This window comes from Cupriavidus sp. 207A1, from assembly GCF_057798955.1.
In genome coordinates this window covers 54,450-78,563 of record NZ_JBYOJO010000020.1, presented here as the reverse complement: position 1 = coordinate 78,563, position 24,114 = coordinate 54,450, and the positions used below count along the sequence as shown (strand labels likewise).

The window sequence follows — 24,114 nt, the reverse complement described above, 5'->3', positions numbered from 1 at the left end:
GATTGCCGCCGGGGCGGCTGGTTCACACGGGGGGAAACTGCGGTCGCCGGAGCGACTGGTATTGCACGCCGGGCCAATGCCCTGGTGCGCCCCCGCGAACCTGAAAGATGTGGACGTTTCAGTCCGTGCAACCAGTGTCAGGGGTGATAGCGCCAGGTCCGAACATAACTGGAGCCTGACAGTACCGGTTTCCATGAATGCTATACGCCCGTAACTATGGCATGTATACGACGGCGCTGTCAAGAATGCAGTGCAACGCAGGCGCGGCGGCCGGGCCTGGAAGTTATCGCCAGGCCACTTCAGCGTTCCGCTGCGTCGGCGCCGGATCGCAAGCCGTCTTTATACCGTTTTTACAGCCGCAGCGGGCCTTTCTACCCCGTTTTTATCCCCGCATCCCTAATCTGGGTGACGTCTGCCACTCACGATTCTGCTCGACATGGATGCGATGTTCCTGCTCGTTCTGATTGCCTTCGGCGCCGCCAGCGTCGCCCTGGTCGCGCTGTGCGCATGGCTGTGCGGCCCGGCGCGGCCGGTATCTGCCGCGGACCGGCCCCAGCCGGGCGCCACCACCGCCGGAGACCGCTGATGGACTGGACTGAACTGCTGGCCGGCGTGCTTGCCGTGGCCATCTTCCTCTACCTGCTGATTGCGCTGTGCCGTCCGGAGAAGTTCTGATGCCGACCGATTTCCCGGGCCTGCTGGCCCTGTACTTGGCCATCCTGCTGGCCCTGGCCCCTTTGCTTGGCCGCTACCTGCGCCGCGCGGTCGAAGACGACCGCTACCGCCTGACCGGCTGGGGCCGGCCGCTCGAGCGCGCGCTGTACCGGCTCGCCGGCGTGCCTGGCGGCGAGCGGGGCGGCGCGCAGATGGGCTGGCGGCGCTACGCGCTGGCCGTGCTTGCCTTCAACCTGCTCGGCGCGGTGGCGGTCTATGCGCTGCAGCGCCTGCAGGGCTGGCTGCCGCTGAACCCGCAGGGCTTCGGCGCGGTGTCGCCGGACTCGGCCTTCAACACCGCCGTCAGCTTCGTTGCCAACACCAACTGGCAGGGCTATGCCGGCGAATCGACCATGAGCTACCTGACGCAGATGCTGGCGCTGACGGTGCAGAACTTTGTCTCGGCGGCCACCGGCATCGCCGTGGTGTTCGCGCTGATCCGCGGCTTTGCGCGCCAGCGCGCCGGCGGCATCGGCAACTTTTGGGTCGACCTGACACGCATCACGCTGTACGTGCTGGTGCCGCTGGCCTCGGCCATTGCGCTGATGCTGGCGAGCCAGGGCGTGATCCAGAACTTCAGCGGCTATCGCGACGCCGCGCTGCTGCGTCCGGTGACCTACAGCCAGCCGGTCACGGACGCCGCCGGCAATCCGGTTGCCGATGCGCAAGGCCCGGCGCTGACCCGTGCCGCCACGGCGCACACGCAGACGCTGCCGATGGGGCCAGTGGCGTCGCAAGAGGCGATCAAGATGCTGGGCACCAACGGCGGCGGCTTCTTCAACGCCAACTCGGCGCATCCGTACGAGAACCCGACCGCGCTGTCCAACCTGATCGAGATGCTGGCGATCTTCCTGATCCCGGCCGCGCTGTGCTTCACCTTCGGCGAGATGGTGCAGGACCGGCGCCAGGGCGTGGCGGTGCTGGCGGCAATGACGCTGCTGTTCGTGGCCATGGCGTGCCTGGCCGCGCTCGCCGAGCAGCGCGCCGGGACGGTACTGTCCGCGCTGCCGCTGGACCACGCGGGCTCCGCGCTGCAGGCGGGCGGCAATATGGAAGGCAAGGAAACGCGCTTCGGCGTGGCCGCCTCCGCGCTGTTCGCGGCGATCACCACGGCGGCGTCGTGCGGCGCGGTCAATGCCATGCACGATTCCTTCACTGCGCTGGGCGGCATGGTGCCGATGCTGCTGATGCAGCTGGGCGAGGTGGTGTTCGGCGGGGTCGGCTCCGGCCTGTACGGCATGCTGGTCTATGCGGTGCTGGCGGTGTTCATCGCCGGCCTGATGATCGGCCGCACGCCGGAATACCTCGGCAAGAAGATCGAGGCCTTCGAGATGAAGATGACCGTGATCGTGATCCTCGTCACGCCGTTGCTGGTGCTGCTGGGCACAGCGGTGGCGGTGATGGCGGGGGCGGGCCGCGCGGGGGTGCTCAACCCGGGCACGCACGGATTTTCCGAGATCCTGTACGCGCTGTCGTCGGCGGCCAACAACAACGGCAGCGCGTTCGCGGGACTGTCGGCCAACACCCCGTTCTACAACACGCTGCTGGCCGCGGCGATGTGGTTCGGCCGCTTCTGGATCGTGATCCCGGTACTGGCGCTGGCAGGCTCGCTGGCGGCCAAGCCGAAGCTGCCGGCCACCGGCGGCACCATGCCCACGCACGGCGCGCTGTTCGTGGTGCTGCTGGCCGGCGCCGTGCTGATGGTGGGCGCGCTGACCTATGTCCCGGCGCTGGCGCTGGGTCCGGTCGCCGAACACCTGCAGGGCGTGCTGGCCGGCGCCGCGCGCTGATCGCCAGTCCTGACGAATCGCCACTCGCGAACCTGTTCCCATGATGCAACCCGATACCCTGACCACGCGGCCCCAGGCCGCCCCGGAGCGCGCCGAGGACGGCGCCGCCCATGATCCAGCCCACGATGCCGCGCACGACCCCGCGCGCGCGCCGCGCCGCCTGCTGTCGCCCGAGCTGGTGCGCCCGGCGCTGCTCGCGGCGCTGCGCAAGCTGTCGCCGCGCGAGCAGCTGCGCAACCCGGTGATGTTCGTGGTCTATGCCGGCGCCGTCCTGACCACGCTGCTGGCGCTGCGCGCGATGGTCGCGCCGCAGCCGCATGCCCCGGAAAGCGCCGGCTTTATCGTCGCGGTCACGATCTGGCTGTGGGTCACCGTGCTGTTTGCCAACTTTGCCGAGGCCCTGGCCGAGGGGCGCAGCCGCCAGCAGGCCGCGTCGCTGCGCGGGCTCAAGCGCACCGCGAGCGCGCGCGTGCTGACCGAGGGCCGCCGCGACGGTGCCATGCAGGTGCGCCCGGCCACCACGCTGCGCCGCGGCGACGTGGTGCTGGCCGAAGCCGGCGACATGATCCCCGGCGACGGCGAGGTCATCGAAGGCGTGGCCTCGGTCGACGAAAGCGCCATCACGGGCGAGTCGGCACCGGTGATCCGCGAATCCGGCGGCGATTTCTCGTCGGTCACCGGCGGCACCCGCGTGCTGTCCGACTGGATCGTGGTGCGCATCACCACCAATCCCGGCGAGAGCTTTATCGACCGGATGATCTCGATGGTGGAAGGCGCGCGGCGCCAGAAGACACCCAACGAGCTGGCGCTGACCATCCTGCTGGTCGGGCTGTCGATGGTGCTGCTGCTGGCCACGGCCACGCTGCTGCCGTTCTCCGCCTACAGCGTGCTGGTGACGGGCGCGGGGCTGCCGGTCACGGTGACGGTACTGGTGGCGCTGCTGGTGTGCCTGATCCCGACCACCATCGGCGGGCTGCTGTCGGCGATCGGCGTGGCCGGCATGAGCCGCATGATGGCGGCCAATGTGATCGCGACCTCGGGCCGCGCGGTGGAAGCGGCCGGCGACGTCGACGTGCTGCTGCTCGACAAGACCGGCACGATCACGCTGGGCAACCGCCAAGCCGCGCGGATGCTGCCGGCACCGGGCGTGAGCGAACGCCAGCTGGCGGCCGCGGCGTGGCTGTCGTCGCTCGCCGATGAAACCCCGGAGGGCCGCAGCATCGTGGCGCTGGCGCGCCGGCAGGCCGGCGCCGACGCCCCGGGCATGGGTGCGGCGCGGCCGGTGTTCGTGCCGTTCAGCGCGCAGACGCGCATGAGCGGCGTCGACCTCGACGACGGCGCGTCGCGGCGCAGCGTGCGCAAGGGCGCGGCCGATGCCGTGCGCCGCTACGTGGCCGAGCATGCGGGCAAGTTTCCCGATGCGGTCACGCACGCGGTCGAGGACGTGGCGCGGGCCGGCAGCACGCCGCTGGTGGTGGCCGAGCTGGGCGGGGCCGAGGTGCGCGTGCTGGGCGTGGTGGAGCTGAAGGACACGGTCAAGCGCGGCATCCGCGAGCGCTTCGGCGAACTGCGCCGCATGGGCATCCGCACCGTGATGATCACCGGCGACAACCGGCTGACCGCCGCCGCGATCGCCGCCGAGGCGGGCGTCGATGACTTCCTTGCCGAGGCCACGCCCGAAGCCAAGCTGGCGCTGATCCGCCAGTATCAGGCCGAAGGGCGGCTGGTGGCGATGACCGGCGACGGCACCAACGACGCCCCGGCGCTGGCGCAGGCCGACGTCGCGGTCGCCATGAACAGCGGCACCCAGGCCGCGCGCGAGGCCGGCAACATGGTCGACCTCGACAGCAACCCGACCAAGCTGATCGAGATCGTCGGCATCGGCAAGCAGATGCTGATGACCCGCGGCGCGCTCACCACCTTCAGCGTGGCCAACGACCTGGCCAAGTATTTCGCGATCATTCCCGCGGCCTTTGCCACCACCTATCCGCAGCTCGGCCTGCTCAACGTGATGGGGCTCGCCACGCCGGCATCGGCGATCCTGTCGGCGGTGATCTTCAACGCGCTGATCATCGTGGTGCTGATCCCGCTGGCGCTGCGTGGCGTGCGCTACCGCGCGCTCGGCGCCGCCGCGTTGCTGCGCCGCAACCTGCTGGTGTACGGGCTGGGCGGCATCGCGCTGCCGTTTGCCGGCATCAAGCTGATCGACCTGGGCCTGGCCGCCATGGGCTGGGCCTGATCCGACCCGACCCGACCCAAACAATGTTCGGAGCAACCATGTCCAATCCAATCACTGCCGACACCGCGCACGCCGCGCACACCGAAGAACAGGGCGGCCTGATGCGCCCGGCGCTGGTCATCCTGCTGGCGCTGTCGCTGCTGACCGGCCTGCTGTACCCCGCGGCGATCACCATGATTGCCGGCGCGGCCTTTCCGCACCAGGCGGCCGGCTCGCTGATCGTGCGCGACGGCAAGGTGCTGGGATCCGAGTTGATCGGCCAGCCGTTCTCCGCGCCCGGGGACTTCTGGGGCCGGCTCTCGGCGACCGCGCCAATGCCTTATAACGGCGGGGCTTCCGGCGGCTCCAACCTGGGGCCGTCGAACCCGGCGCTGGCCGACGCGGCACGCGCGCGCATCGAGGCTTTGCGCGCGGCCGATCCCGGCAACACCGCGCCGGTGCCGGTGGACCTGGTCACCGCCTCCGGCAGCGGCCTGGACCCGCATATCAGCGTGGCCGCGGCCGAGTACCAGGCGGCGCGCGTGGCGCGGGCGCGGGGTGTGCCGCTCGCGCAGGTGCGCGCGCTGATCGCGGCGCATACCGACAGGCCGCTGCTGCCGGTGCTGGGCGAGGCCGGAGTCAACGTGCTGCAGCTGAACCTGGCACTGGATGCGCTGCCGGCGCGCTGAGGCGGCAAACCTCGCGGCGAACCTCGCGGCGGGCCTCGCGCCGGCCTGCATGGCACAATCTGGCTGCGCTCGCGCTGCCGCAACGTGAGCGCGCCCACCATGCCCGCGCGCCCAGCCGACGACCTCCGCCCCGATCCCGACCACCTGCTGCAACGCCTGCAGGCCGACGGCGAACGCGCCGCGCGCGGACGCCTGCGCATCTACTTCGGCGCCTCGGCGGGGGTCGGCAAGACCTTTGCGATGCTGGCGGCGGCACGCGCGCTGCGTGAACAGGGCGGCGATGTGGTGGTGGGCGTGGTCGAAAGCCATGGCCGCGCCGAGACCGAGGCGCTGGCCGAAGGCCTCGAGCAACTGCCGCGGCGCGTGCTCGAGCACCGTGGCCGCGCGCTGCAGGAATTCGACCTCGACGCCGCGCTGGCACGCCGGCCGGCGCTGGTGCTGGTGGACGAACTGGCCCACAGCAACGCGCCCGGCAGCCGCCATCCCAAGCGCTGGCAGGACATTGCCGAGCTGCGCTCGGCCGGCATCGACGTCTGGACCACCGTCAACGTCCAGCACCTCGACAGCCTGAACCAGGCGGTGGCCGGCATCACCGGCATCCGCGTGCGCGAGACCGTGCCCGACGCGGTCTTCGACGAGGCCGACGAAGTGGTGCTGGTCGACCTGCCCGCCGACGAGCTGCTGCGCCGGCTGCGCGAAGGCCGGGTGTACGTCCCCGAACAGGCCCGCCACGCGGTGCAGCACTTCTTCCGCAAGGGCAACCTGATCGCGCTGCGCGAGCTGGCGCTGCGCCGCACCGCCGACCGCGTCGACGACGATGTGCGCGCCTACCGCCAGCAGGCGTCGATCGAGCCGGTGTGGCGCACGCGCGAAGCCGTGCTGGCCTGCATCGGCCTCGGCAGCGATGCCGCGCAGGTGGTGCGCAGCGCGCGCCGGCTGGCGGCGCAGCTCGATTGCGACTGCCATGTGGTGACAGTGTCGGTGCCGCGGCTGGCGCCGGTGCCTGACCCGCTGCGCGCGCAGCTCGACGAGGCCACGCGGCTGGCCGAGTCGCTGGGCGCGCGCACCGAGACCCTGGCCGGCAGCGACATGGTGGCGGCGGTGGCCGGCTATGTGCGGCGGCACAACCTGACCAAGGTCATGATCGGCCGCACCCCGGCGCGCTGGCGTGACCGTGGCGGTGCGCTGCCGGGCCGCCTGCATGCGTGGCTGGCGCAGCTGCTGGCGCCGTGGCTGGGTGCGCGCGCCTGGCTGTTCGGGCGCAGCAGCTTTGCCGATGCGCTGGCGGCCGCGTGTCCGGAGGTCGACGTGATCCGCGTCGCCGCCGACGGGGTCCGGCATGATGCGCCCGATGCCGTCCGCAATGCGCATGGCGTCCAACCGCAAGTTGAAGAGGTCGGTCCGGCGCAGTGGCCCGGCCTGCTGTGGGCGGTGGCCTGGTGCGCCGGCGCCACCGCGCTGTCGGCGCTGGCGCGGCCATGGTTCGACCTGGTCAATATCGCCATGCTGTTCCTGCTGGCGGTGGCGGGGGTGGCGCTGCGCCACGGACGCACCGCCGGCGCCTTCGCCGCGCTGGTGGCGGTGGGCGCGTTCGACTTCTTCTTCGTGCCGCCGCAGCTGTCGTTCGCGGTCAGCGACGTGCAATACCTGGTGACCTTCCTGGTGATGCTGGCGGTGGGGCTGGTGATCGGGCAGCTCACCGCCGGGCTGCGCGAGCAGGCGCGCGTGTCGGTCCAGCGCGAGACCGACGCGCGCACGCTGTACGAACTGGCGCGCGAACTGTCGGCGGCGCTGACCGATGCACAGATCATCGCCATCGGCAGCCGCTTCCTGCGCGCGGCGTTCGACGCGCGCACGGCGTTCTTCCTGGCCGGCCCGAAAGGGCGCTTGCTGCCTGCTGCAACCGATGCCGAGAGCGATGCACAAGCCGGCGTCGCGGCGCAGAGCGACGCCATCGACCATGTGCTGGCGCAATGGGTGTTCAACCACGGCCAGCCGGCCGGCACCGGCACCGACACGCTGCCGGCGGGCACGGTGCTGTACCTGCCGCTGAAAGCGCCGATGCAGGTGCGCGGCGTGCTCGCAGTCGAGCCGCGCGCCTGGCGTGCCTTCGCGCAGCCAGCGCTGCGGCGCCAGGCCGATGTCTTCGCCACGCTGATCGCGATTGCGCTGGAGCGGCTGCATTACGTCGAGGTCGCGCAGCAGGCCCTGTTGACGATGGAGTCCGAACGTTTGCGCAGCTCGCTGCTGGCGGCGGTGTCGCATGACCTGCGCACGCCGCTGACCAGCCTGATCGGCATGGCCGAGACCCTGCAGCGCGGCACGCCGCCGCTGGCGCCGGGCGTGGCCGAAACGGTCGGTGCCATGCGCGACCAGGCGCGGCGCATGCATGCGATGGTGGCCAACCTGCTCGACATGGCCCGCCTGCAGGGCCCCGACGTGGCGCTGCGCAAGACCTGGCAGTCGTTCGAGGAACTGGCCGGCGCGGCGCTGGCATCGCTGCGCGATGCGCTCGCGCGGCACCGCGTGGTGGTGGCCGACCTGTCGGCGCTGCCGCTGGTGGAATGCGATGGCGTGCTGATCGAGCGCGTGCTGTGCAACCTGCTCGAGAACGCCGCCAAGTACACCGCGCCGGGCACCGAGATCCGGCTGCGCGGCGAGGTCACCGAAGCGTCGGTGCATCTGATCGTCGAGGACGACGGCCCCGGCGTGCCGGCCGCGATGGCACGCCAGGTGTTCGAAAAATTCACGCGCGGCGAGCGCGAATCCGTCACCAGCGGCGTGGGCCTGGGCCTGGCCGTGTGCGAGGCGATCGTGCAGGCGCACGGCGGCAGCATCCGGGTCGAGCCGGTGCATCCGGCGCAGGCCGCGAAGGTCGATGGGGCCGGAGCGCGCTTCGTGGTCACGCTGCCGCGCGGCACCCCGCCCGTGCTGGAACCCGAAGCGGCCGGCGTGCCGGCCTGAAGCCGCCCAACTTGCAAGGAAGCAACGCGTCATGCCATTCGAGTTTTCGCCCACGGTGCTGCTGGTGGAAGACGAGCCCCATATCCGCCGCTTCGTGCGCGCGGCGCTGCAGGACGAGGGCTGCATCGTGCACGAGGCCGATACGCTGCAGCGCGGCCTGATCGAGGCCGGCACGCGCCAGCCCGACCTGGTGATCCTGGACCTGGGCCTGCCCGACGGCGACGGCGTGTCGATGATCGGCGAGCTGCGCACCTGGACCGAAGTGCCAGTGCTGGTGCTGTCGGCGCGCACCGACGAGACCGAGAAGATCCGCGCGCTCGACGCCGGCGCCGACGACTACCTGACCAAGCCCTTCGGCGTGGGCGAGCTGGTGGCGCGGCTGCGTGTGCTGTTGCGCCGGCATGCGCGCGCCGGCGCGCAGGGGCGGGCGCAGGTGGCGTTCGGCGATGTCGCCGTCGACCTCGCCAACCGGCAGGTCACGCGCGGCGGCGAGGCGGTGCACCTGACCCCGATCGAATACCGCCTGCTTGCCGTGCTGCTGGCGCACCGCGGCAAGGTCATGACGCACCGCGAGCTGCTGCGCGAAGTGTGGGGACCGTCCCATGCCGACAGCAGCCACTATCTGCGCGTCTACATGGGGCACCTGCGGCACAAGCTGGAGGCCGACCCGGCCCAGCCGGCGTGGCTGCTGACCGAGGTCGGCGTGGGTTACCGCTTCGCCGGCTGAGCCCGGGGAAGCCCACTTCACACCATCCGTTTGCGATCGATCACGCGCCGCGTGAGGGCGGCGCTCGTCCATGCCATCCGCTCCCGGTAAACCCGCAAACGCACTAAAAAACCTTTGACGGATAAATTCATCTGTATAAACTATTATTCATAAACATGAATTCAGGCAGGAGACCCGCATGCCCCACCAACCTGTGTATTTCATCTCGACCGCCGAGGTCGAGGGCTACCACCCCGCCAACCATGTCGGCACGCTCAACCGCCGGCTGGTCGCGCCGGAAACGGTCGGTTCGCGCCACCTGGAAGTGATCCACGGCACCATCGAGAAGGGCAAGGGCGCGCTGCCGCACGCGCATCCCGGCATCGAGCAGGTCTGCTACGTGCTCGAAGGACGCGCCGTCGCCGAGGTCGGCGGCCAGCGCCGCGAGCTGGGTCCGGGCGACTGCTGTTTCTTCCCGCCGGACCAGATGCACGTCTTCACGGTGGTCAGCGACGAGCCGGCGAAGATTCTGGTGATCTATTCCCCGCCCTACGAGGAATCCCCTGACCGCGTGATACGGCCCGCCTGACCGGCGGCGCTCACGGGCAGGGCACATAACGACAGGAGACAACCACCGTGAAGTCCTTCAAGAACGCTTTTGCCGGCCTGTTGCTGGGTTGCAGCGCGGCGCTGGCCGCCAACCCGGCGCTGGCCGCCGATGAATTCCCCGCCAAGCCGCTGCGCCTGGTGGTGCCGTTTGCCGCCGGCAGCGGCACCGATGCCGTGGCGCGCCTGACCGCCAAATACCTGGGCGAGTCGCTGCAGCAGCCGGTGGTGGTGGACAACAAGCCCGGCGCCAACGGCACCATCGCCGCCGAGTTCGTGGCCAAGGCGCCCGCCGACGGCTATACGCTGTTCATGACCACCAACACCACGCATTCGGCCAACCCGTCGCTGATGAAGCAGTTGCGCTATGACCCGGTCAAGGATTTCACGCCGATCTCGCGCATGGGCAACCTGCCGTTCATGCTGGTGGTCAACCCGGCGCTGCCGGTCAAGACGCTGCGCGAGTTCGTCGACTACGCCAAGGCGCATCCGGGCCTGACCTATGCCAGCGGCAACAGCACCGGCATCGTCTCGGGCGCGACGCTGTCGAAGATGGCGGGGCTGAAGATGCTGCACGTGCCGTACAAGAGCACGCCGCCGGCGATGACCGACGTGATGGGCGGCCAGGTGCAGGCCATGTTCGTCGACTTTGCCGCCGGCATCGCCAACGTGCGCGCCGGCAAGCTGCGCGCGCTGGCGGTCACCACCGCGCAGCGCAGCGCGCTGCTGCCGGACCTGCCGCCGCTGGCGAGCGTGCCGGAACTGAAGGGTTTTGACGTGACCTCGTGGAACGGCGTGTTCGGCCCGGCCGGAGTGCCGGCCCCGGTGGTCGAGCGCCTGAACCGCGAGCTGGTCGCGATTGCGACCAGCAAGCAGCATGCGGCACAGTTCCACGCGCTCGGCTTCGAGCCCTTCGGCAGCACGCCGGCCGAGCTCAACCAGTTCGTCGTGGCCGAGTTGCAGAAGTGGGCGCGGCTGGTGAAGGACGCAGGCATCCAGCCGGAATAAGACACCGTCGAACAGACAACGACAGCAAGCAGGTAACGCGATGAATTTCGATCTCTCCGAAGAACAGGCCTCCATCGTCGAGGCGGTGCAGCAGGTCTGCGCGCAATTCGACATGGAATACTGGGACCGCCTCGACAAGTCCGGCACCTATCCGCATGAGTTCTACCAGACGCTGTGCGAAGGTGGCTGGCTCGGCGTGGCCATGCCCGAGGCCTTCGGCGGCGCGGGGCTGGGCATCCTGGAAGCGGCGCTGGTGATGCAGACCATCTCGCAGTCGGGCGCGGGCATGACCGGCGCGTCGGCGGTGCACATGAACGTATTCGGCCTGAACCCGGTGGTGGTGTTCGGCACCGACGCGCAGAAGGGCCGCTTCCTGCCGCCGCTGATCGCCGGCCAGGAGAAGGCCTGCTTCGGCGTGACCGAGCCCGACGCCGGGCTGGACACCACCAAGCTCAAGACCTTTGCGCGCAAGGTGCCGGGCGGCTACTCGGTGAGCGGCCGCAAGATCTGGATCTCGACCGCGCAGGTGGCCGACCGCATGCTGCTGCTGGCGCGCACCACGCCGCTGGAGTCGGTGAAGAAGTCGACCGAGGGCCTGTCGCTGTTCTACACCAGGGTCGACCGCAGCAAGATCGAGATCCGCGAGATCGACAAGATGGGCCGCGCCGCCGTCGACACCAACATGCTGTTTATCGACGACCTGTTCATTCCGGACGAAGACCGCATCGGCGAAGAGGGCAAGGGCTTCGAGTACATCCTGCACGGGCTCAATCCGGAGCGCATCCTGATCGCGGCCGAGGCCATCGGGCTGGGACGCGCGGCGCTGGCCATCGCCACGCAGTACGCCAAGGAGCGCGTGGTGTTCGGCCGCCCCATCGGCATGAACCAGGGCGTGCAGCATCCGCTGGCGCAGGCGTGGATGCAGCTGGAGTCGGCCAACCTGATGATGCTCAAGGCCGCGGCGCGCTACGACGCGGGCCAGTCGTGCGGGGCCGAGGCCAATGCCGCCAAGTACCTCGCCGCCGAGGCCGGCCACAATGCCTGCCAGACCGCGATCCTGACGCTGGGCGGCATGGGCTACTCGCGCGAGTACCGGGTCGAGCGGCTGCTGCGCGAGTCCTATATCCCGCGCATCGCGCCGGTCAGCCCGCAGCTGATCCTGTGCTTTATCGCCGAGCGCGTGCTGGGCTTGCCCAAGTCGTACTGAACGGGAGCGGCGATGCAAGACAAGGCAGTGCAGGGCAGTGCGCCGACCGGGCCGCTGGCCGGGATCCGCGTGATCGACATGACTTCGGTGGCGATGGGGCCGTATGCCACCCAGATCCTCGGCGACATGGGCGCCGAGGTGATCAAGGTCGAGCCGCCGGCGGGCGATGTGTTTCGCCATGCCGAGCCGGCGCGGCACGCCGCCATGGGCGCCAGCTTCCTGAACCTGAACCGCAACAAGCAGTTCGTGGTGCTGGACGTGAAGCAGCCCGACGACCTGGCGGCGCTGAAGGCGCTGATCGCCGGCGCCGACGTCTTTGTCTCGAACGTGCGGCCGCAGTCGCTGCGCAAGCTCGGGCTGGACTATGCCTCGCTGTGCGCGGACCATCCGCGGCTGATCTACTGCGGTGCCTATGGCTATTCGGAGTCAGGGCCGTACGCCGGCGCGCCCGCGTTCGACGACATCATCCAGGCGCGCAGCGGCATGGCGCAGTTCCAGGGCGCCAACTCGAACGAAGGGCCGCAGTACGTCAACACCATCCTCGCCGACAAGGTCGCCGGGCTGACCGTGGCCTATGCGATTCCGATGGCGCTGTACGAGCGCGAGCGCTCCGGCCGCGGCCAGGCCATCGAGGTGCCGATGTTCGAGACGCTGGTGTCGTTCCTGGCCACGGAACAGCTGGCCGGGCAGACCTTCGTGCCGCCGCTCGGGCCGGCCGGCTATCCGCGCGTGATGTCGCTGCACCGCAAGCCGTACCGCACCCGCGACGGGCATATCGCGCTGCTGCCGTACACCAGCGCGCAATGGCAGCGCTTCTTCGATGTCTCCGGCCATGCGCCGCTGGCCAGCGATCCGCGCTACGCCACGCCGGCCGCGCGCAGCGCCAATATCGACGCGCTCTATGCCACGCTGGCCGAGATCGTCGCGCAGCGCACCACCGCCGCATGGCTGGCGCTGCTGCGCGATGCCGACATCCCGCACAGCGAGGTGCCGCATTTCGACAGCCTCGCCGACGACCCGCACCTGAGCGCCACCGGCATGATGTTCGAATACGACCATCCAAGCGAAGGGCGCCTGCGCGGCGTGGGCATTCCCACGCGCTTCTCGCGTACGCCCGGCAATATCCGCAGCTGGCCGCAAGCCTTGCCGCCAGCCGCCCGTCAGGAGGACTGACCCGCGCTGCCGCCGCGTACAATCCCGGCCAACGGATACTGAAGTCGAGGAAGCCAACGATGGCAGCAAACGAAGCGGCGGAGAAGTCCGGTTACGGCAGCGTCAAGACGGCGCTGCGCGTGATCGAGATCATGGAAATCTATGCGCGCGAAGGGCGCTCGCTGACACTGACCGAACTGGCCAAGCTGCTGGGCGCGCCGATGTCGAGCTGCCTGGGGCTGATCCGCACGCTGGCTTCGCTGGGCTATCTGTACGAGACCGGGCGCCGCCAGGGCTACTATCCGACCCGCCGGCTGCTCGATATCGCGCAACGCATCGCCCGCAACGACCCGCTGCTGGAGCGTGTGCAGCCGGTGCTGGAATCGCTGCGCGACACCACCGGCGAGACCGTGGTGTTCGGCAAGCTGCAGGACGACGGGCGCGTGCTGTATCTGGAGGTGCGCGAATCCCCCAACCCGGTGCGCTATATCGCCGCGCCGGGCGAGCTGCGCGACGCGCATGTGAATTCCATCGGCCGCGCCATCCTCGGCACCATGACCAGGGAAAGCCGCGCGGAATTGCTGGCCGGCGCTTCCTTTGCGTCGCGCACCGGCCGCACGGTGGACTCGCTGCGGGTATTCGAGGCGGCGATGCAGCAATGGCAGGCGCAGGGGTGGTATCCGAATTTCGGCGAGTCGTTCCCCGACCTGGGGGCCATCGCGATGCCGGTATCGCTCGGCGGCGTGGTCTACGGGATGTCGGTGGCTGGGCCGCTGCATCGGGTCGAAGCCAATGCAGAGGCGATCGTCGTGGCGCTGAAGGCCGCCGGCGCTACGCTGCAGGAGTAAAACAAAGGGCGGGGCGCTGCGGCAGCCCCGAACCAAAGCCATTTGCGACCCACAAACGAAAAAGCCCGGTGCGTTTGCACCGGGCTTCCGTATCGGTTGGCTCCCCGACCTGGGCTCGAACCAGGGACCTGCGGATTAACAGTCCGTCGCTCTACCGACTGAGCTATCGGGGAACAGCTGAGAAAGAAATTATAGCCAGTTTCTCTTTTCTTCGTCAACACCCTTTCGACATTAACTTCCTGTCAGGGGAGGGGCTCGGCGAAGGCTGGCTTGCTGGCGCGTGGTGCAGGGTGGCTGGTTGCCGGCCCGGGACCGTGGCGCTGAACAGCGAGGCCGCATTATAGCGACGGTTCCGGCTTTGTGCCAGAAAAAAACCGCCTCGCGGCGGCTTTTTTTCGTGGGCCATGGCCGGTCAGTCGAACACCGGCGATTCCACGCCCAGCACCTTGTGCAGCTTCGGCGAGGTGGTGGTGTACTGCATGTGGATCTTCTTTTCCGGGAAGATATACGGCGCAGCACCGAACGCAGCCAGCGCAGCCTCGTGGAAGCCCGACAGGATCAGCTTCTTCTTGCCGGGGTAGGTGTTGATATCGCCGACCGCGAAGATGCCGGGGATATTGGTCTGGAATTTCTCCGTGTCCACCTTGATCTGCTTGCGCTCAAGGTCCAGGCCCCATTCGGCGATCGGGCCCAGCTTGGGCGACAGCCCGAAGAACACCAGCAGGTCGTCCAGCGGCAGGCGGCGGGTCACGCCGTCGGCGCCGCTCACCTTGATCTCGGTGAGCACGCCGTCCTTCTCTTCATAGCCGCTGATCTGTCCGACCACGAACTGCATTTCCATCTGCTCGCACAGTTCCTTCATCTTGGCGACCGACGCGGGCGCGGCGCGGAAGCCGTCGCGGCGGTGGATCATCACCACCGACTCGGCCTTGCCGACCAGGTCCAGGGTCCAGTCCAGCGCCGAGTCGCCGCCGCCGACGATCACCAGGTTGCGGCCGTGGAAGCGGCTCGGGTCCTTGACGCGGTAGAACAGCTGCTTGCCGTCGAACTTGTCGATGCCGTCGACCTTCAGCGTGCGCGGCTGGAACGAGCCCACGCCGGCGGCGATGAAAATGGTCTTGGTGATGAAGCGCGTGCCGAGCGAGGTCTCGACGAAGAAGCGGCCGTCTTCACGGCGCTCGACCACGGAGACTTCCTGGCCCAGGTGGAAGGTGGGCTCGAACGGCTCGATCTGCTTGAGCAGGTTGTCGGTCAGTTCCTGGCCGGTGCAGCTGGGCACGGCCGGAATATCGTAGATGGGCTTGTCCGGATACAGCTCGACGCACTGGCCGCCAACGACCTTCAGGGAATCGATGACGTGGGCCTTGATTTCGAGCAGGCCCAGTTCGAACACCTGGAACAGACCGACCGGGCCGGCACCGACGATCAGCGCGTCGATTTCCAGCGGCTGGCCGCCCGCGGGGCTGCCGCCCTCGACCTGTTTGGTCGTGTCGGCAACGGGATTTGGAATGCTCAAGTCCATTTTCGTCCTGATACGTTGGTTGGGCACGCGGGTGCCCGGCATTGCGGAAAGCGCGTGGGGACGGCTTTCTATGCTGCCCGGTGCGCTCAGCGCTCCAGGTACTGCAGCTTGTCGGTGGTGTCCTTCCACTCTTCGGCCTCGGCCAGCGGGGCCTTGGTCTTGGTGATGGAGGGCCAGGCGCGCGCCAGCTCGGCATTCAGTTCGATGAACTGCTGCTGGTCGCCCGGCACGTCTTCCTCGGCGTAAATGGCGTTCACCGGGCACTCGGCCACGCACACGGCGCAGTCGATGCACTCATCCGGGTCGATGGCCAGGAAGTTGGGGCCCTCGCGGAAACAATCGACCGGACACACGTCAACGCAGTCTGTGTAGCGGCAACGGATGCAGGATTCGGTGACAACGTGAGTCATTTCGGTTCCAGGAAAACGGGTCGGCTTTTAATGGGAAACTGTGGGGCCGCTTCTTGCCGGCGTGACGCGCCCAATCCATCACATGGAGGTACCCGCGTGCCGCAGGGCAGCATGGGCTGGGCGAACGCCGGCCGAGGCCTTTCGGAAACCGATATTGTAGCCGAGCCTTCTGGCAAGGATAGCCGGCCTATATAGCCGGATCAGATAGTTTTCTTATTTCTTTATGTACTTTTGATTTGACGCAGGGCGGCCGGCTGGCGGCTTTGTCTGTTCGCCGGCATGCCGCGCGGCAGCACCGCGCCATTCGGCTGCGGGCAGACTTCAGGTAGCATGGCGTTCTGACCCCGGCATCGCCGTCTGGCCCGCTATGATCATCCAGTCCCTGCTCGACACCGACCTGTACAAATTCACGATGATGCAGGTGGTGCTGCATCAGTTCCCGCAGGCGCAAGTGGAATACCGCTTCAAGTGCCGCAACGCGGGTATCGACCTGACTCCGTATATCGACGAGATCCGCGCCGAGGTGGCGCACCTGTGCCAGCTGCGCTTCACCGAGGAAGAGCTGGCCTACCTGCGCGGCCTGCGCTTCATCAAGAGCGACTTCGTCGATTTTCTCGGACTGTTCCACCTGAACGAGAAATATGTCTCGGTGCGCCCGTCGCCGCAGGGCAACGGCGAGATCGAAATTGCCATCACCGGCCCGTGGCTGCACACCATCCTGTTCGAGGTGCCGGTGCTGGCCATCGTCAACGAAGTCTATTTCCGCCGCACCCAGCCCGAGCCCGACCTGGCCGAAGGCCGGCGCCGGCTGGAAACCAAGCTGGCGTTGCTGAAGACGCCCGAGCTGGGCGATTGCGTGATCGCCGACTACGGCACGCGTCGTCGTTTCTCGCGCGACTGGCAGGAAGAGGTGCTGCTGACCATGCGGCGCCTGCTGGGCCCGCAGCTGGCCGGCACCAGCAATGTCCACTTCGCGCGCCTGCATAATATGGTGCCGCTGGGCACGATGGCGCACGAATACCTGCAGGCCTGCCAGGCGCTGGGGCCGCGGCTGCGCGACTCGCAGGTGTTTGCGCTGGAACGCTGGGCGCGCGAATACCGCGGCGACCTGGGCATCGCGCTGTCCGACACCTACGGCTTCGATGCCTTCCTGCGCGACTTCGACCTGTATTTCTGCAAGCTCTTCGACGGCGTGCGCCACGATTCCGGCGATCCGCTGCTGTGGGGCGAGCGCATGGTGGCCCACTATGCCGCCAACCGCGTCGACCCGCGCACCAAGACGCTGATCTTCAGCGACAGCCTGGACATCCCGCGCGTGATCGAGCTGTACCAGCGCTTCCACGGCCGCTGCCGGCTGGCGTTCGGGGTCGGCACCAACCTGACCAACGACCTGGGCTACACGCCGCTGCAGATCGTGCTGAAGATGGTGCGCTGTAACGGGCAGCCGGTGGCCAAGCTGTCTGACACGCCGGAAAAGACCATGTGCGACGATCCCGGCTACCTGGCCTACCTGCGCCAGGTGTATTCGGTGCAGCCGGCCGCGTAGCCGGCCTCAACACAGCTGCGCCGCTGTATCGACCCTATAATCGCCGCATCGCGCCCTTGCGCATTGCCACTCCAGCCAGGCCCCATGGAAACCAACGACGCCCGCGACCGCATCTTTGCCCGCATCCGTGCCGCCCAGGGCAGGCCGGCCCGGCCCAGCGCGGGAGAACGCGGCGCCGTGGCCGATTACCTGGCCCGCCACCCGCAGGGCCCGCGTCCGGCCGCGGCGCCGGACCTGGCCGAAGCCTTCCTGGCGCAGGCGCAGCGCATGGCCTCGACCGTGGACCGCGTCGCGACCCTGGCCGAGGTGCCCGCCGCCACGGTGCGCTATCTCGACAGCCTGGGCCTGGTGCGCCGCGCGGTCGCGTGGGATGAATTCGGCCGGTTGCCCTGGCAGGACGCAGGGCTGGCAGTGGAGTGCCGCCCGCCGGTGCGCGACGCCGCGGCCGACCGCGAGCATGGCGACCTGGTCGGCATCACCGGATGTTTCTGCGCGATTGCCGAGACCGGCTCGCTGATGCTGCTGTCCGGCCCCGCCACCTTCGCCTCGGCCGCGCTGCTGCCCGAGACCCATGTCGCGGTGGTGCCGCGCTCGCGCATCGTCGCCGGCCTGGAGGATGCGTTTGCGCTGGTGCGCAGCGAGCGCGGCGAGCTGCCGCGCGCCACCAACATCATCAGCGGTCCGTCGCGCACCGGCGATATCGAGCAGACCATCGTGCTGGGCGCCCACGGCCCGTACCGGGTGCATGTGATCCTGGTCGACGCGGCCTGAGCCGGAGGGCGCGAGGACAGCGCGCCGCAATCCGAAAATGCACGCTGCAAGGGAATCGCGGCAAGGGCTTGCATTACACTTGCAGGCTTGCCCGCGCGCTTTGGCATCGCGCCGCGCGCGCCCATGACCGCTGCATTTCCGAGGAGATCCTGCCTGATGCGACATGCCCCCGTGCTGTTGCCACTGCTGGCCATGCTGGCCGCGTTTCCCGCCGCCGGCCATGCCGCCGATCTCGACGGGGCGTCGCTGTCGCCGCTGTGGGGACTGCCTTTTGCCGGCATCCTGCTGTCGATCGCGCTGTGGCCGCTGCTCGGCCCGAAGTTCTGGCACCACCATTACGGCAAGATCGCCGCCGGCTGGGGACTGCTGTTCCTGCTGCCGTTCGCGTTTCTGTTCGGCGCGCAGGCCGCTGCCGTCAGCACCGTGCACGCGCTGCTGGCCGAGTACATTCCGTTCATCGCGCTGATCACCACGCTCTATATCGTTGCCGGCGGCATCTGCGTGCGCGGCAACCTGCACGGCACGCCGGGGCTCAACACCGGCATGCTGGCGCTGGGCACGTTCCTGGCCAGCTTCATGGGCACCACCGGCGCCGCCATGCTGCTGATCCGGCCGCTGCTGCGCGCCAATGACAACCGCCGCCACGTGGCGCACGTGGTGGTGTTCTTTATCTTCCTGGTGGCCAATGCCGGCGGCGCGCTGACGCCGCTGGGGGACCCGCCGCTGTTCCTCGGCTTCCTGAAGGGCGTTGACTTCTTCTGGACCCTGCAGAACATCTTTCCGGAAACGCTCTTCGTCTGCGCGGCGCTGCTGCTGCTGTTCTACCTGGTCGACCGGTACTACTACCGCAACAAGGAAGAGGAACTGCCGCCGCGCCACGATCCCACCCCCGATTCGGACGGCATTGCCATCGAAGGCAAGTTCAACTTCGTGCTGCTGCTCGCCGTGGTCAGCCTGGTGCTGATGAGCGGGCTGTGGAAGCCCGGGATCTCGTTCGATATCCTCGGCACCGAGGTGCCGCTGCAGGCCGCGGTGCGCGACGCCTTGCTGGTGGTGGTGGCGGTGGTGTCGCTGCTGGTCACGCCGCGCTCGGCGCGCGTGGGCAATGAATTCAACTGGGAACCCATCCTCGAGGTCGGCAAGCTGTTCGCTGGCATCTTCCTGACCATCATCCCGGTGATCGCCATGCTGAAGGCGGGCACCGACGGCGCGTTCTCGGGCGTGATCCGGGCGGTCAGCGACGCCAACGGGCAGCCGGTCGACAGCATGTATTTCTGGGCGACGGGCGTGCTGTCTTCCTTCCTGGACAATGCGCCGACCTACCTGGTGTTCTTCAATACCGCCGGTGGCGACCCCGCCACGCTGATGACGCGAGATGCCTCGACGCTGGCCGCGATCTCGGCCGGGGCGGTGTTCATGGGCGCCAACACCTATATTGGCAATGCGCCCAACCTGATGGTCAAGGCGATTGCCGAAAACCGCGGCGTGCGCATGCCGAGCTTTTTCGGCTACATGCTGTATTCGGGCATTTTCCTGGTGCCGCTGTTCGTCATCATGACCTTCCTCTTCTTCCATATCTGATGCCATGAAGCCGTCCGTCCTGGTCACCCGCGCCATCTATCCCGAGGTCATCGCGCACCTGGCGCAGTATTTCGATGTCGACGACAACCAGCAGGACGCGGTGCTCGACGCCGCGGCCCTGAAGGCGCGGCTGGCCGGCAAGGCCGGCGTGCTGGCCAACGCCGCCGACCGCATCGACGCCGGCGTCGTTGCCGGGCTGCCGGCGCTGCGCGCGGTGTGCAACATGGCGGTCGGCTACAACAACCTGGACCTGCCGGCCCTGACCGCCGCGGGCATCGTCGCCACCAATACCCCGGACGTGCTGACCGAGACCACCGCAGATTTCGGCTGGGCCCTGCTGATGGCAACCGCGCGCCGCGTCACCGAGGCCGAGCACTACCTGCGCGCCGGCAAGTGGCAGCGCTGGAGCTACGACATGCTGGTCGGCATGGACCTGTACGGCAGCACGCTGGGCATCCTCGGCATGGGCCGCATCGGCCAGGCGCTGGCGCGGCGTGCGGGCGGGTTTGGCATGAACGTGCTGTACCACAACCGCAGCCAGCTGCCGGCCGAGACCGAGCGCGCGCTCAACGCCCGCTATGTCGGCAAGGAAGACCTGCTGCGCCAGTCCGACCATCTGCTGCTGGTGCTGCCGTACGGCCCGCAGAGCCACCATGCCATCGGTGCCGCCGAGCTGGCGCTGATGAAGCCCACCGCGACGCTGGTGAACCTGGCGCGCGGCGGCATCGTCGACGATGCCGCGCTGGCGCAGGCACTGTGCGACAAGCGCATCTTCGGCGCCGGCCTGGATGTGTTCGAGGGCGAGCCGGCCGTCCATCCAGACCTGCTGAAGGTGGCCAACGTCGTGCTGACGCCGCATATCGCCAGCGCGTCCGAGAAAACCCGACGCGCCATGGCCATGCTCGCGGCCGACAACCTGATCGCGGCGCTCGACCAGGGCCCGCAGGCCGGCCATCCGCCCACCGTGATCAACCCTGAAGTGATGGCGCATCGCCGCTGAGGTTTTCGCATGACCCTGATTCCGTTCCTGACGCTGGCCGCGGCGCTGCTCGCGGTCGTGCTGCTGGTGATCGTGTTGCTGCGCCAGCAGGCCGGGTCATCCGGCGCCGGCATGGCGCGGCAACTCGACGAGATGCGGCTGGAGCAGGCCCGCGGCATGGAGCGGCTGGAGCGCGAGGTGCGCACCGAGGTGGCCGAGGCCGCGCGCGGCAGCCGCGGCGAGTCGGCGCAGCAGATGCTGCGCTTCCAGCAGGCGCTGTCGTCGCAGCTGACCGGCATCGCCACGCTGCAGAACAACCAGATCGACACCTTTGCGCAGCAGCTGGCCAAGCTGACCGAGACCAACACCCAGCAACTGGAACAGGTGCGCCAGCACCTGATGCTGCAGTCGCAGCAGGCGCGCGACGAGCAGGCCGGCACGCTGCGCCGCTTTGGCGACGGCCTGCAGCAGCAGCTGGCGCAACTGTCCGAGGCCAACGAGCGGCGCCTGGCCGAGGTCCGTGCCACGCTGGAGCGGAAGCTGCAGGACATCGAGGCCAACAACGCCGCCAAGCTCGAGGAAATGCGCCGCACCGTCGACGAGAAGCTGCACGCGACGCTGGAGCAGCGCCTGGGCGAATCGTTCCGGCTGGTGTCGGACCGCCTCGAGCAAGTGCATCGCGGCCTGGGTGAAATGCAGGTGCTGGCGCAGGGCGTGGGCGACCTGAAGAAGGTGCTGACCAACGTGAAGTCGCGCGGCACCTGGGGCGAGGTGCAGCTGGAGATGCTGCTGGAGCAGATGCTGACGCCGGAGCAGTACGGCAAGAACGTCGAGACCGTGCGCAACTCGGGCGCGCGCGTGGAGTTTGCCATCCGCCTGCCCGGCAAGGCGGCGGGTGGGGACCATGCGCCGGTCTGGCTGCCGGTCGACGCCAAGTTTCCCAAGGAGCAGTACGAGCGCCTGGTCGACGCGCAGGAGCGCGGCGATCCGGACGGCGTACTGGCGTTCGGCCGCGAACTGGAAACGGCGCTGCGGCGCGAGGCCCAGACCATCGCTGAAAAATACCTGGCGCCGCCGCAGACCACCGACTTTGCCATCCTGTTCCTGCCGACCGAAGGGCTTTATGCCGAGGTGCTGCGCCGTCCCGGCCTGACCGACCAGCTGCAGCGCGACTATCGCGTGACCGTGGCCGGTCCAACCACGCTGACCGCGCTGCTGAACAGCCTGCAGATGGGGTTCCGCACGCTGGCGCTGGAAAAGCGCTCGAGCGAGGTGTGGGAGGTGCTGGGCGCGGTCAAGACCGAATTCGGCAAGTTTGGCGACGTGCTGGCCAAGACCCGCGATACGCTGGAACGTGCTGCGCGCAATATCGAGCAGGCGGAGGTGCGCACGCGGCAGATGGCGCGCAAGCTGCGCACGGTGGAAGCGCTGCCGGGCGAGGCCGCGCAGCAGTTGCTGGGGCTCGGGCTTGATGCGCCGGCGGACGGCATGCCGGAAAGCCCTGAGAACGCGGAAAACAGCCGGGCCTGAGCGTGCCGCGGGGCAGGTGTCGGAGGGAAGCGGGTGAGGCGGCCGGCCTGGGTCCCGGCCGGGACTGGCGCTGCGCCGTTCAGCGGTCTTCTTCGGGGGCCAGCTCGCGCACGTGGACTTCGATGCCGCCGAAGCGGGCGGCCACCCAGTTGTAGGCCTTGCAGGCCAGCCACAGCAGGCCGAAGCCAATCAGCGCATTGAGGATGATCGCGCTGAACACCGTGATGGCCGGCAGGTCACCATAGCGGACGAAGGTGACAAACAGGCCCAGCGACACGATCGGCAGCGAGAAGCACAGGTAGACCAGCACCAGCGCGCGGGCGGTCTTGACGGGGTGGAGGTACGCAATCTCCTGATTCATGACGGGGGATACTCGAATGTTTCTGAATCGTGCGCCAAGTGTAGCGATTGGCCGATGCCAAGCATAGCCCGCCGGCCGCGGGGCAGCCGAAAGCCCGGCGGCAACGGTGCCGCGGCGGCAAATGTGCGGCACAAAAACGACACATTGCTACGATCGTGTAGCGAATGGTTGCGCGCAGCCCCCGCCGTGCCGGTCAAACCAGCCCGTCGAACAGCATCACCTCGACCGCGTCGCCGGCCTTGACCGAATCCTGCTCGTGGCCGAGCACGATAAAGCAGTTGGCCTCGCTCATCGAGCGCAGCACGCCCGAGCCCTGCTGGCCGGTGATGCGCACTTCCCACTCGCCGTCGCCGGCGCGCGCCAGGATGCCGCGCTGGTACTCGGTGCGCCCCGGCTTCTTGCGGATCGCCTGCGCGCTGCGCACGCGCAGCAGCGGCAGCGGCGGCACCGTCGCACCCATCAGCCGGTGCAGCGCCGCCCGCACGAAATGGTAGAAGGTGACCATCACCGCCACCGGATTGCCAGGCAGGCCGAACAGCAGGGCCGAGTGCGCGCCCGCGCCGTCGGCCTGGATCCGTCCGAAGGCCATCGGCCGGCCCGGGCGCATGGCGATCTTCCAGAACGTGACATCGCCCAGGCGCGCCATGATCTGCTTGGTGTAGTCGGCCTCACCGACCGACACCCCGCCGGAGGTGATGACCGCGTCGGCGCTTTCGCAGGCGGTGCGGAAAGCGGCTTCGAGCGAGTCGGGATCGTCGCGCACCACGCCCATGTCGAGCAGGTCCACGTTCATCCGGCGCAGCATGCCGTGCAGCGTGTAGCGGTTGGAGTCGTAGACGCAGCCCGGGTCGAGCGGCTCGCCGATCGAGCGCAGCTCGTCGCCGGTGGAGAAGAACGCCACGCGCAGGCGCCTGCGCACCCGCACCTCGGCCACGCCCAGCGACGCCAGCAGGCCAAGGTCGGCTGGCTGCAGGATGCGCCCGGCCTGCAGCGCGGCCTGGCCGTGCGCCAGGTCCTCGCCGCGCAGGCGCCGGTTGTCGCCGATGCGGACGCAGTCCGCGGCAAAGCGGATGCGCACGCCGTCGGCGACGGTTTCGACGAACTCCTGCGGCACCACGGTATCGCAGCCGGCCGGCATCACCGCGCCGGTCATGATGCGCACCGCCTGCACGGCGGTGGGGGCCAGCGCGCCGGCACCGCCCGCCAGGGCGCTGCCGATCACCTCGAGCTCGACCGTGGCGGTCTGCGCCGCGGCCAGGGCCGCACCGTGGAAGGCATAGCCGTCCATCGCCGAGTTGTCATGCGCCGGCACGTCGATGGTCGAGACGATGTCCTCGGCCAGCACCCGGTCCAGCGCGCTGCGGATCGGCAGCTGCTCGATGCCGCGCACCGGCTCGACCACCTCGCCGATGATGCGGTTGGCCTGGTCCACCGGCAGTGCGGTGGGATCGTAGTCGGACAGGCAGGAAATGACGGATTGCAGCGATGGCATGGCGGCTCGGCGGTGGCTGG

The 24,114-nt window shown here is 68.8% G+C and carries 21 protein-coding genes and 1 tRNA gene; 17 read left to right on the top strand and 5 right to left on the bottom strand.

The features are described 5' to 3' along the window. Positions 1-436 precede the first annotated feature (436 nt). The 12 genes from AC3FMM_RS28195 to AC3FMM_RS28140 all read left to right on the top strand — a co-directional run bounded on the left by AC3FMM_RS28195 (position 437) and on the right by AC3FMM_RS28140 (position 13,902). A complete protein-coding gene (locus tag AC3FMM_RS28195) occupies positions 437-586 on the top strand; it encodes a hypothetical protein (protein ID WP_172581745.1) in 150 nt (49 codons plus the stop codon). Beyond that, on the top strand, positions 586-675 hold the full coding sequence (locus AC3FMM_RS28190; protein WP_111517532.1) for a potassium-transporting ATPase subunit F: 90 nt from the start codon (positions 586-588) through the stop codon (positions 673-675). The genes AC3FMM_RS28195 and AC3FMM_RS28190 overlap by 1 nt, the downstream gene beginning before the upstream one ends. Beyond that, positions 675-2,504: a potassium-transporting ATPase subunit KdpA gene (kdpA, locus tag AC3FMM_RS28185; protein ID WP_488687777.1), complete on the top strand. Its 1,830-nt coding sequence runs from the start codon at positions 675-677 to the stop codon at positions 2,502-2,504. Before AC3FMM_RS28190 ends, kdpA begins: the two co-directional genes overlap by 1 nt. A 40-nt stretch (positions 2,505-2,544) precedes the next feature. Then, the gene (gene kdpB, locus AC3FMM_RS28180; RefSeq protein WP_488687776.1) at positions 2,545-4,743 is read left to right on the top strand and encodes a potassium-transporting ATPase subunit KdpB; all 2,199 of its coding nucleotides are present in this window, start codon (positions 2,545-2,547) and stop codon (positions 4,741-4,743) included. A 38-nt stretch (positions 4,744-4,781) separates the two neighbouring features. Continuing rightward, positions 4,782-5,411, top strand: a complete 630-nt coding sequence (gene kdpC, locus AC3FMM_RS28175; protein ID WP_115710189.1) for a potassium-transporting ATPase subunit KdpC — start codon at positions 4,782-4,784, stop codon at positions 5,409-5,411. A gap of 99 nt (positions 5,412-5,510) precedes the next feature. Beyond that, positions 5,511-8,375: a DUF4118 domain-containing protein gene (locus tag AC3FMM_RS28170; protein ID WP_488687775.1), complete on the top strand. Its 2,865-nt coding sequence runs from the start codon at positions 5,511-5,513 to the stop codon at positions 8,373-8,375. 31 nt (positions 8,376-8,406) lie between these two features. Further along, complete coding sequence (kdpE, locus tag AC3FMM_RS28165; protein ID WP_115680660.1) at positions 8,407-9,102, top strand: two-component system response regulator KdpE; 696 nt, start codon at positions 8,407-8,409, stop codon at positions 9,100-9,102. Between the two features lie 178 nt (positions 9,103-9,280). Continuing rightward, positions 9,281-9,670, top strand: coding sequence for a cupin domain-containing protein (locus AC3FMM_RS28160; protein ID WP_115710186.1), 390 nt, complete (start codon positions 9,281-9,283; stop codon positions 9,668-9,670). A 47-nt stretch (positions 9,671-9,717) separates the two neighbouring features. After that, the gene (locus AC3FMM_RS28155; RefSeq protein ID WP_115680658.1) at positions 9,718-10,695 is read left to right on the top strand and encodes a Bug family tripartite tricarboxylate transporter substrate binding protein; all 978 of its coding nucleotides are present in this window, start codon (positions 9,718-9,720) and stop codon (positions 10,693-10,695) included. A 40-nt stretch (positions 10,696-10,735) separates the two neighbouring features. Then, a complete protein-coding gene (locus AC3FMM_RS28150) occupies positions 10,736-11,902 on the top strand; it encodes an acyl-CoA dehydrogenase family protein (protein WP_115710184.1) in 1,167 nt (388 codons plus the stop codon). 12 nt (positions 11,903-11,914) lie between these two features. Continuing rightward, positions 11,915-13,075 carry a CaiB/BaiF CoA transferase family protein gene (locus AC3FMM_RS28145; protein ID WP_115710182.1) on the top strand — a complete coding sequence of 387 codons (1,161 nt, stop codon included), beginning with the start codon at positions 11,915-11,917 and terminating at the stop codon, positions 13,073-13,075. Between the two features lie 59 nt (positions 13,076-13,134). Continuing rightward, positions 13,135-13,902 (top strand): IclR family transcriptional regulator, encoded by a 768-nt coding sequence (locus AC3FMM_RS28140; RefSeq protein WP_115680656.1) that lies wholly within the window; start codon positions 13,135-13,137, stop codon positions 13,900-13,902. Positions 13,903-13,999: 97 nt separating this feature from the next. On the opposite strand, the gene AC3FMM_RS28135 is transcribed toward AC3FMM_RS28140, so the two are convergent. The 3 genes from AC3FMM_RS28135 to fdxA all read right to left on the bottom strand — a co-directional run bounded on the left by AC3FMM_RS28135 (position 14,000) and on the right by fdxA (position 15,834). Beyond that, positions 14,000-14,075, bottom strand: a tRNA-Asn gene (locus tag AC3FMM_RS28135). 239 nt (positions 14,076-14,314) lie between these two features. Then, entirely contained in the window at positions 14,315-15,424 is a 1,110-nt protein-coding gene (locus tag AC3FMM_RS28130) for an NAD(P)/FAD-dependent oxidoreductase (RefSeq protein ID WP_240987681.1), read from the bottom strand. Positions 15,425-15,510: 86 nt separating this feature from the next. Then, positions 15,511-15,834, bottom strand: a complete 324-nt coding sequence (gene fdxA / locus AC3FMM_RS28125; RefSeq protein ID WP_029046281.1) for a ferredoxin FdxA — start codon at positions 15,832-15,834, stop codon at positions 15,511-15,513. A 367-nt stretch (positions 15,835-16,201) separates the two neighbouring features. Here fdxA and pncB point away from each other — a divergent pair, with 367 nt between their 5' ends. From pncB to AC3FMM_RS28100, 5 genes are all read left to right on the top strand, one after another. Then, on the top strand, positions 16,202-17,380 hold the full coding sequence (pncB, locus tag AC3FMM_RS28120) for a nicotinate phosphoribosyltransferase (protein WP_115710180.1): 1,179 nt from the start codon (positions 16,202-16,204) through the stop codon (positions 17,378-17,380). An 84-nt stretch (positions 17,381-17,464) separates the two neighbouring features. Beyond that, the gene (locus AC3FMM_RS28115; protein WP_488687774.1) at positions 17,465-18,151 is read left to right on the top strand and encodes a LutC/YkgG family protein; all 687 of its coding nucleotides are present in this window, start codon (positions 17,465-17,467) and stop codon (positions 18,149-18,151) included. 156 nt (positions 18,152-18,307) lie between these two features. Next, a complete protein-coding gene (locus tag AC3FMM_RS28110; RefSeq protein WP_473703210.1) occupies positions 18,308-19,732 on the top strand; it encodes a sodium:proton antiporter in 1,425 nt (474 codons plus the stop codon). A gap of 4 nt (positions 19,733-19,736) precedes the next feature. Next, on the top strand, positions 19,737-20,732 hold the full coding sequence (locus AC3FMM_RS28105; protein WP_488687773.1) for a 2-hydroxyacid dehydrogenase: 996 nt from the start codon (positions 19,737-19,739) through the stop codon (positions 20,730-20,732). A 9-nt stretch (positions 20,733-20,741) separates the two neighbouring features. After that, complete coding sequence (locus AC3FMM_RS28100) at positions 20,742-22,241, top strand: DNA recombination protein RmuC (protein WP_115710173.1); 1,500 nt, start codon at positions 20,742-20,744, stop codon at positions 22,239-22,241. A gap of 79 nt (positions 22,242-22,320) precedes the next feature. Here AC3FMM_RS28100 and AC3FMM_RS28095 read toward each other — a convergent pair whose 3' ends face one another. Both AC3FMM_RS28095 and moeA read right to left on the bottom strand, forming a co-directional pair. After that, complete coding sequence (locus tag AC3FMM_RS28095) at positions 22,321-22,602, bottom strand: hypothetical protein (protein ID WP_115710171.1); 282 nt, start codon at positions 22,600-22,602, stop codon at positions 22,321-22,323. Between the two features lie 193 nt (positions 22,603-22,795). Next, positions 22,796-24,094: a molybdopterin molybdotransferase MoeA gene (moeA, locus tag AC3FMM_RS28090; protein ID WP_488687772.1), complete on the bottom strand. Its 1,299-nt coding sequence runs from the start codon at positions 24,092-24,094 to the stop codon at positions 22,796-22,798. Between the last annotated feature and the right edge of the window lie 20 nt (positions 24,095-24,114).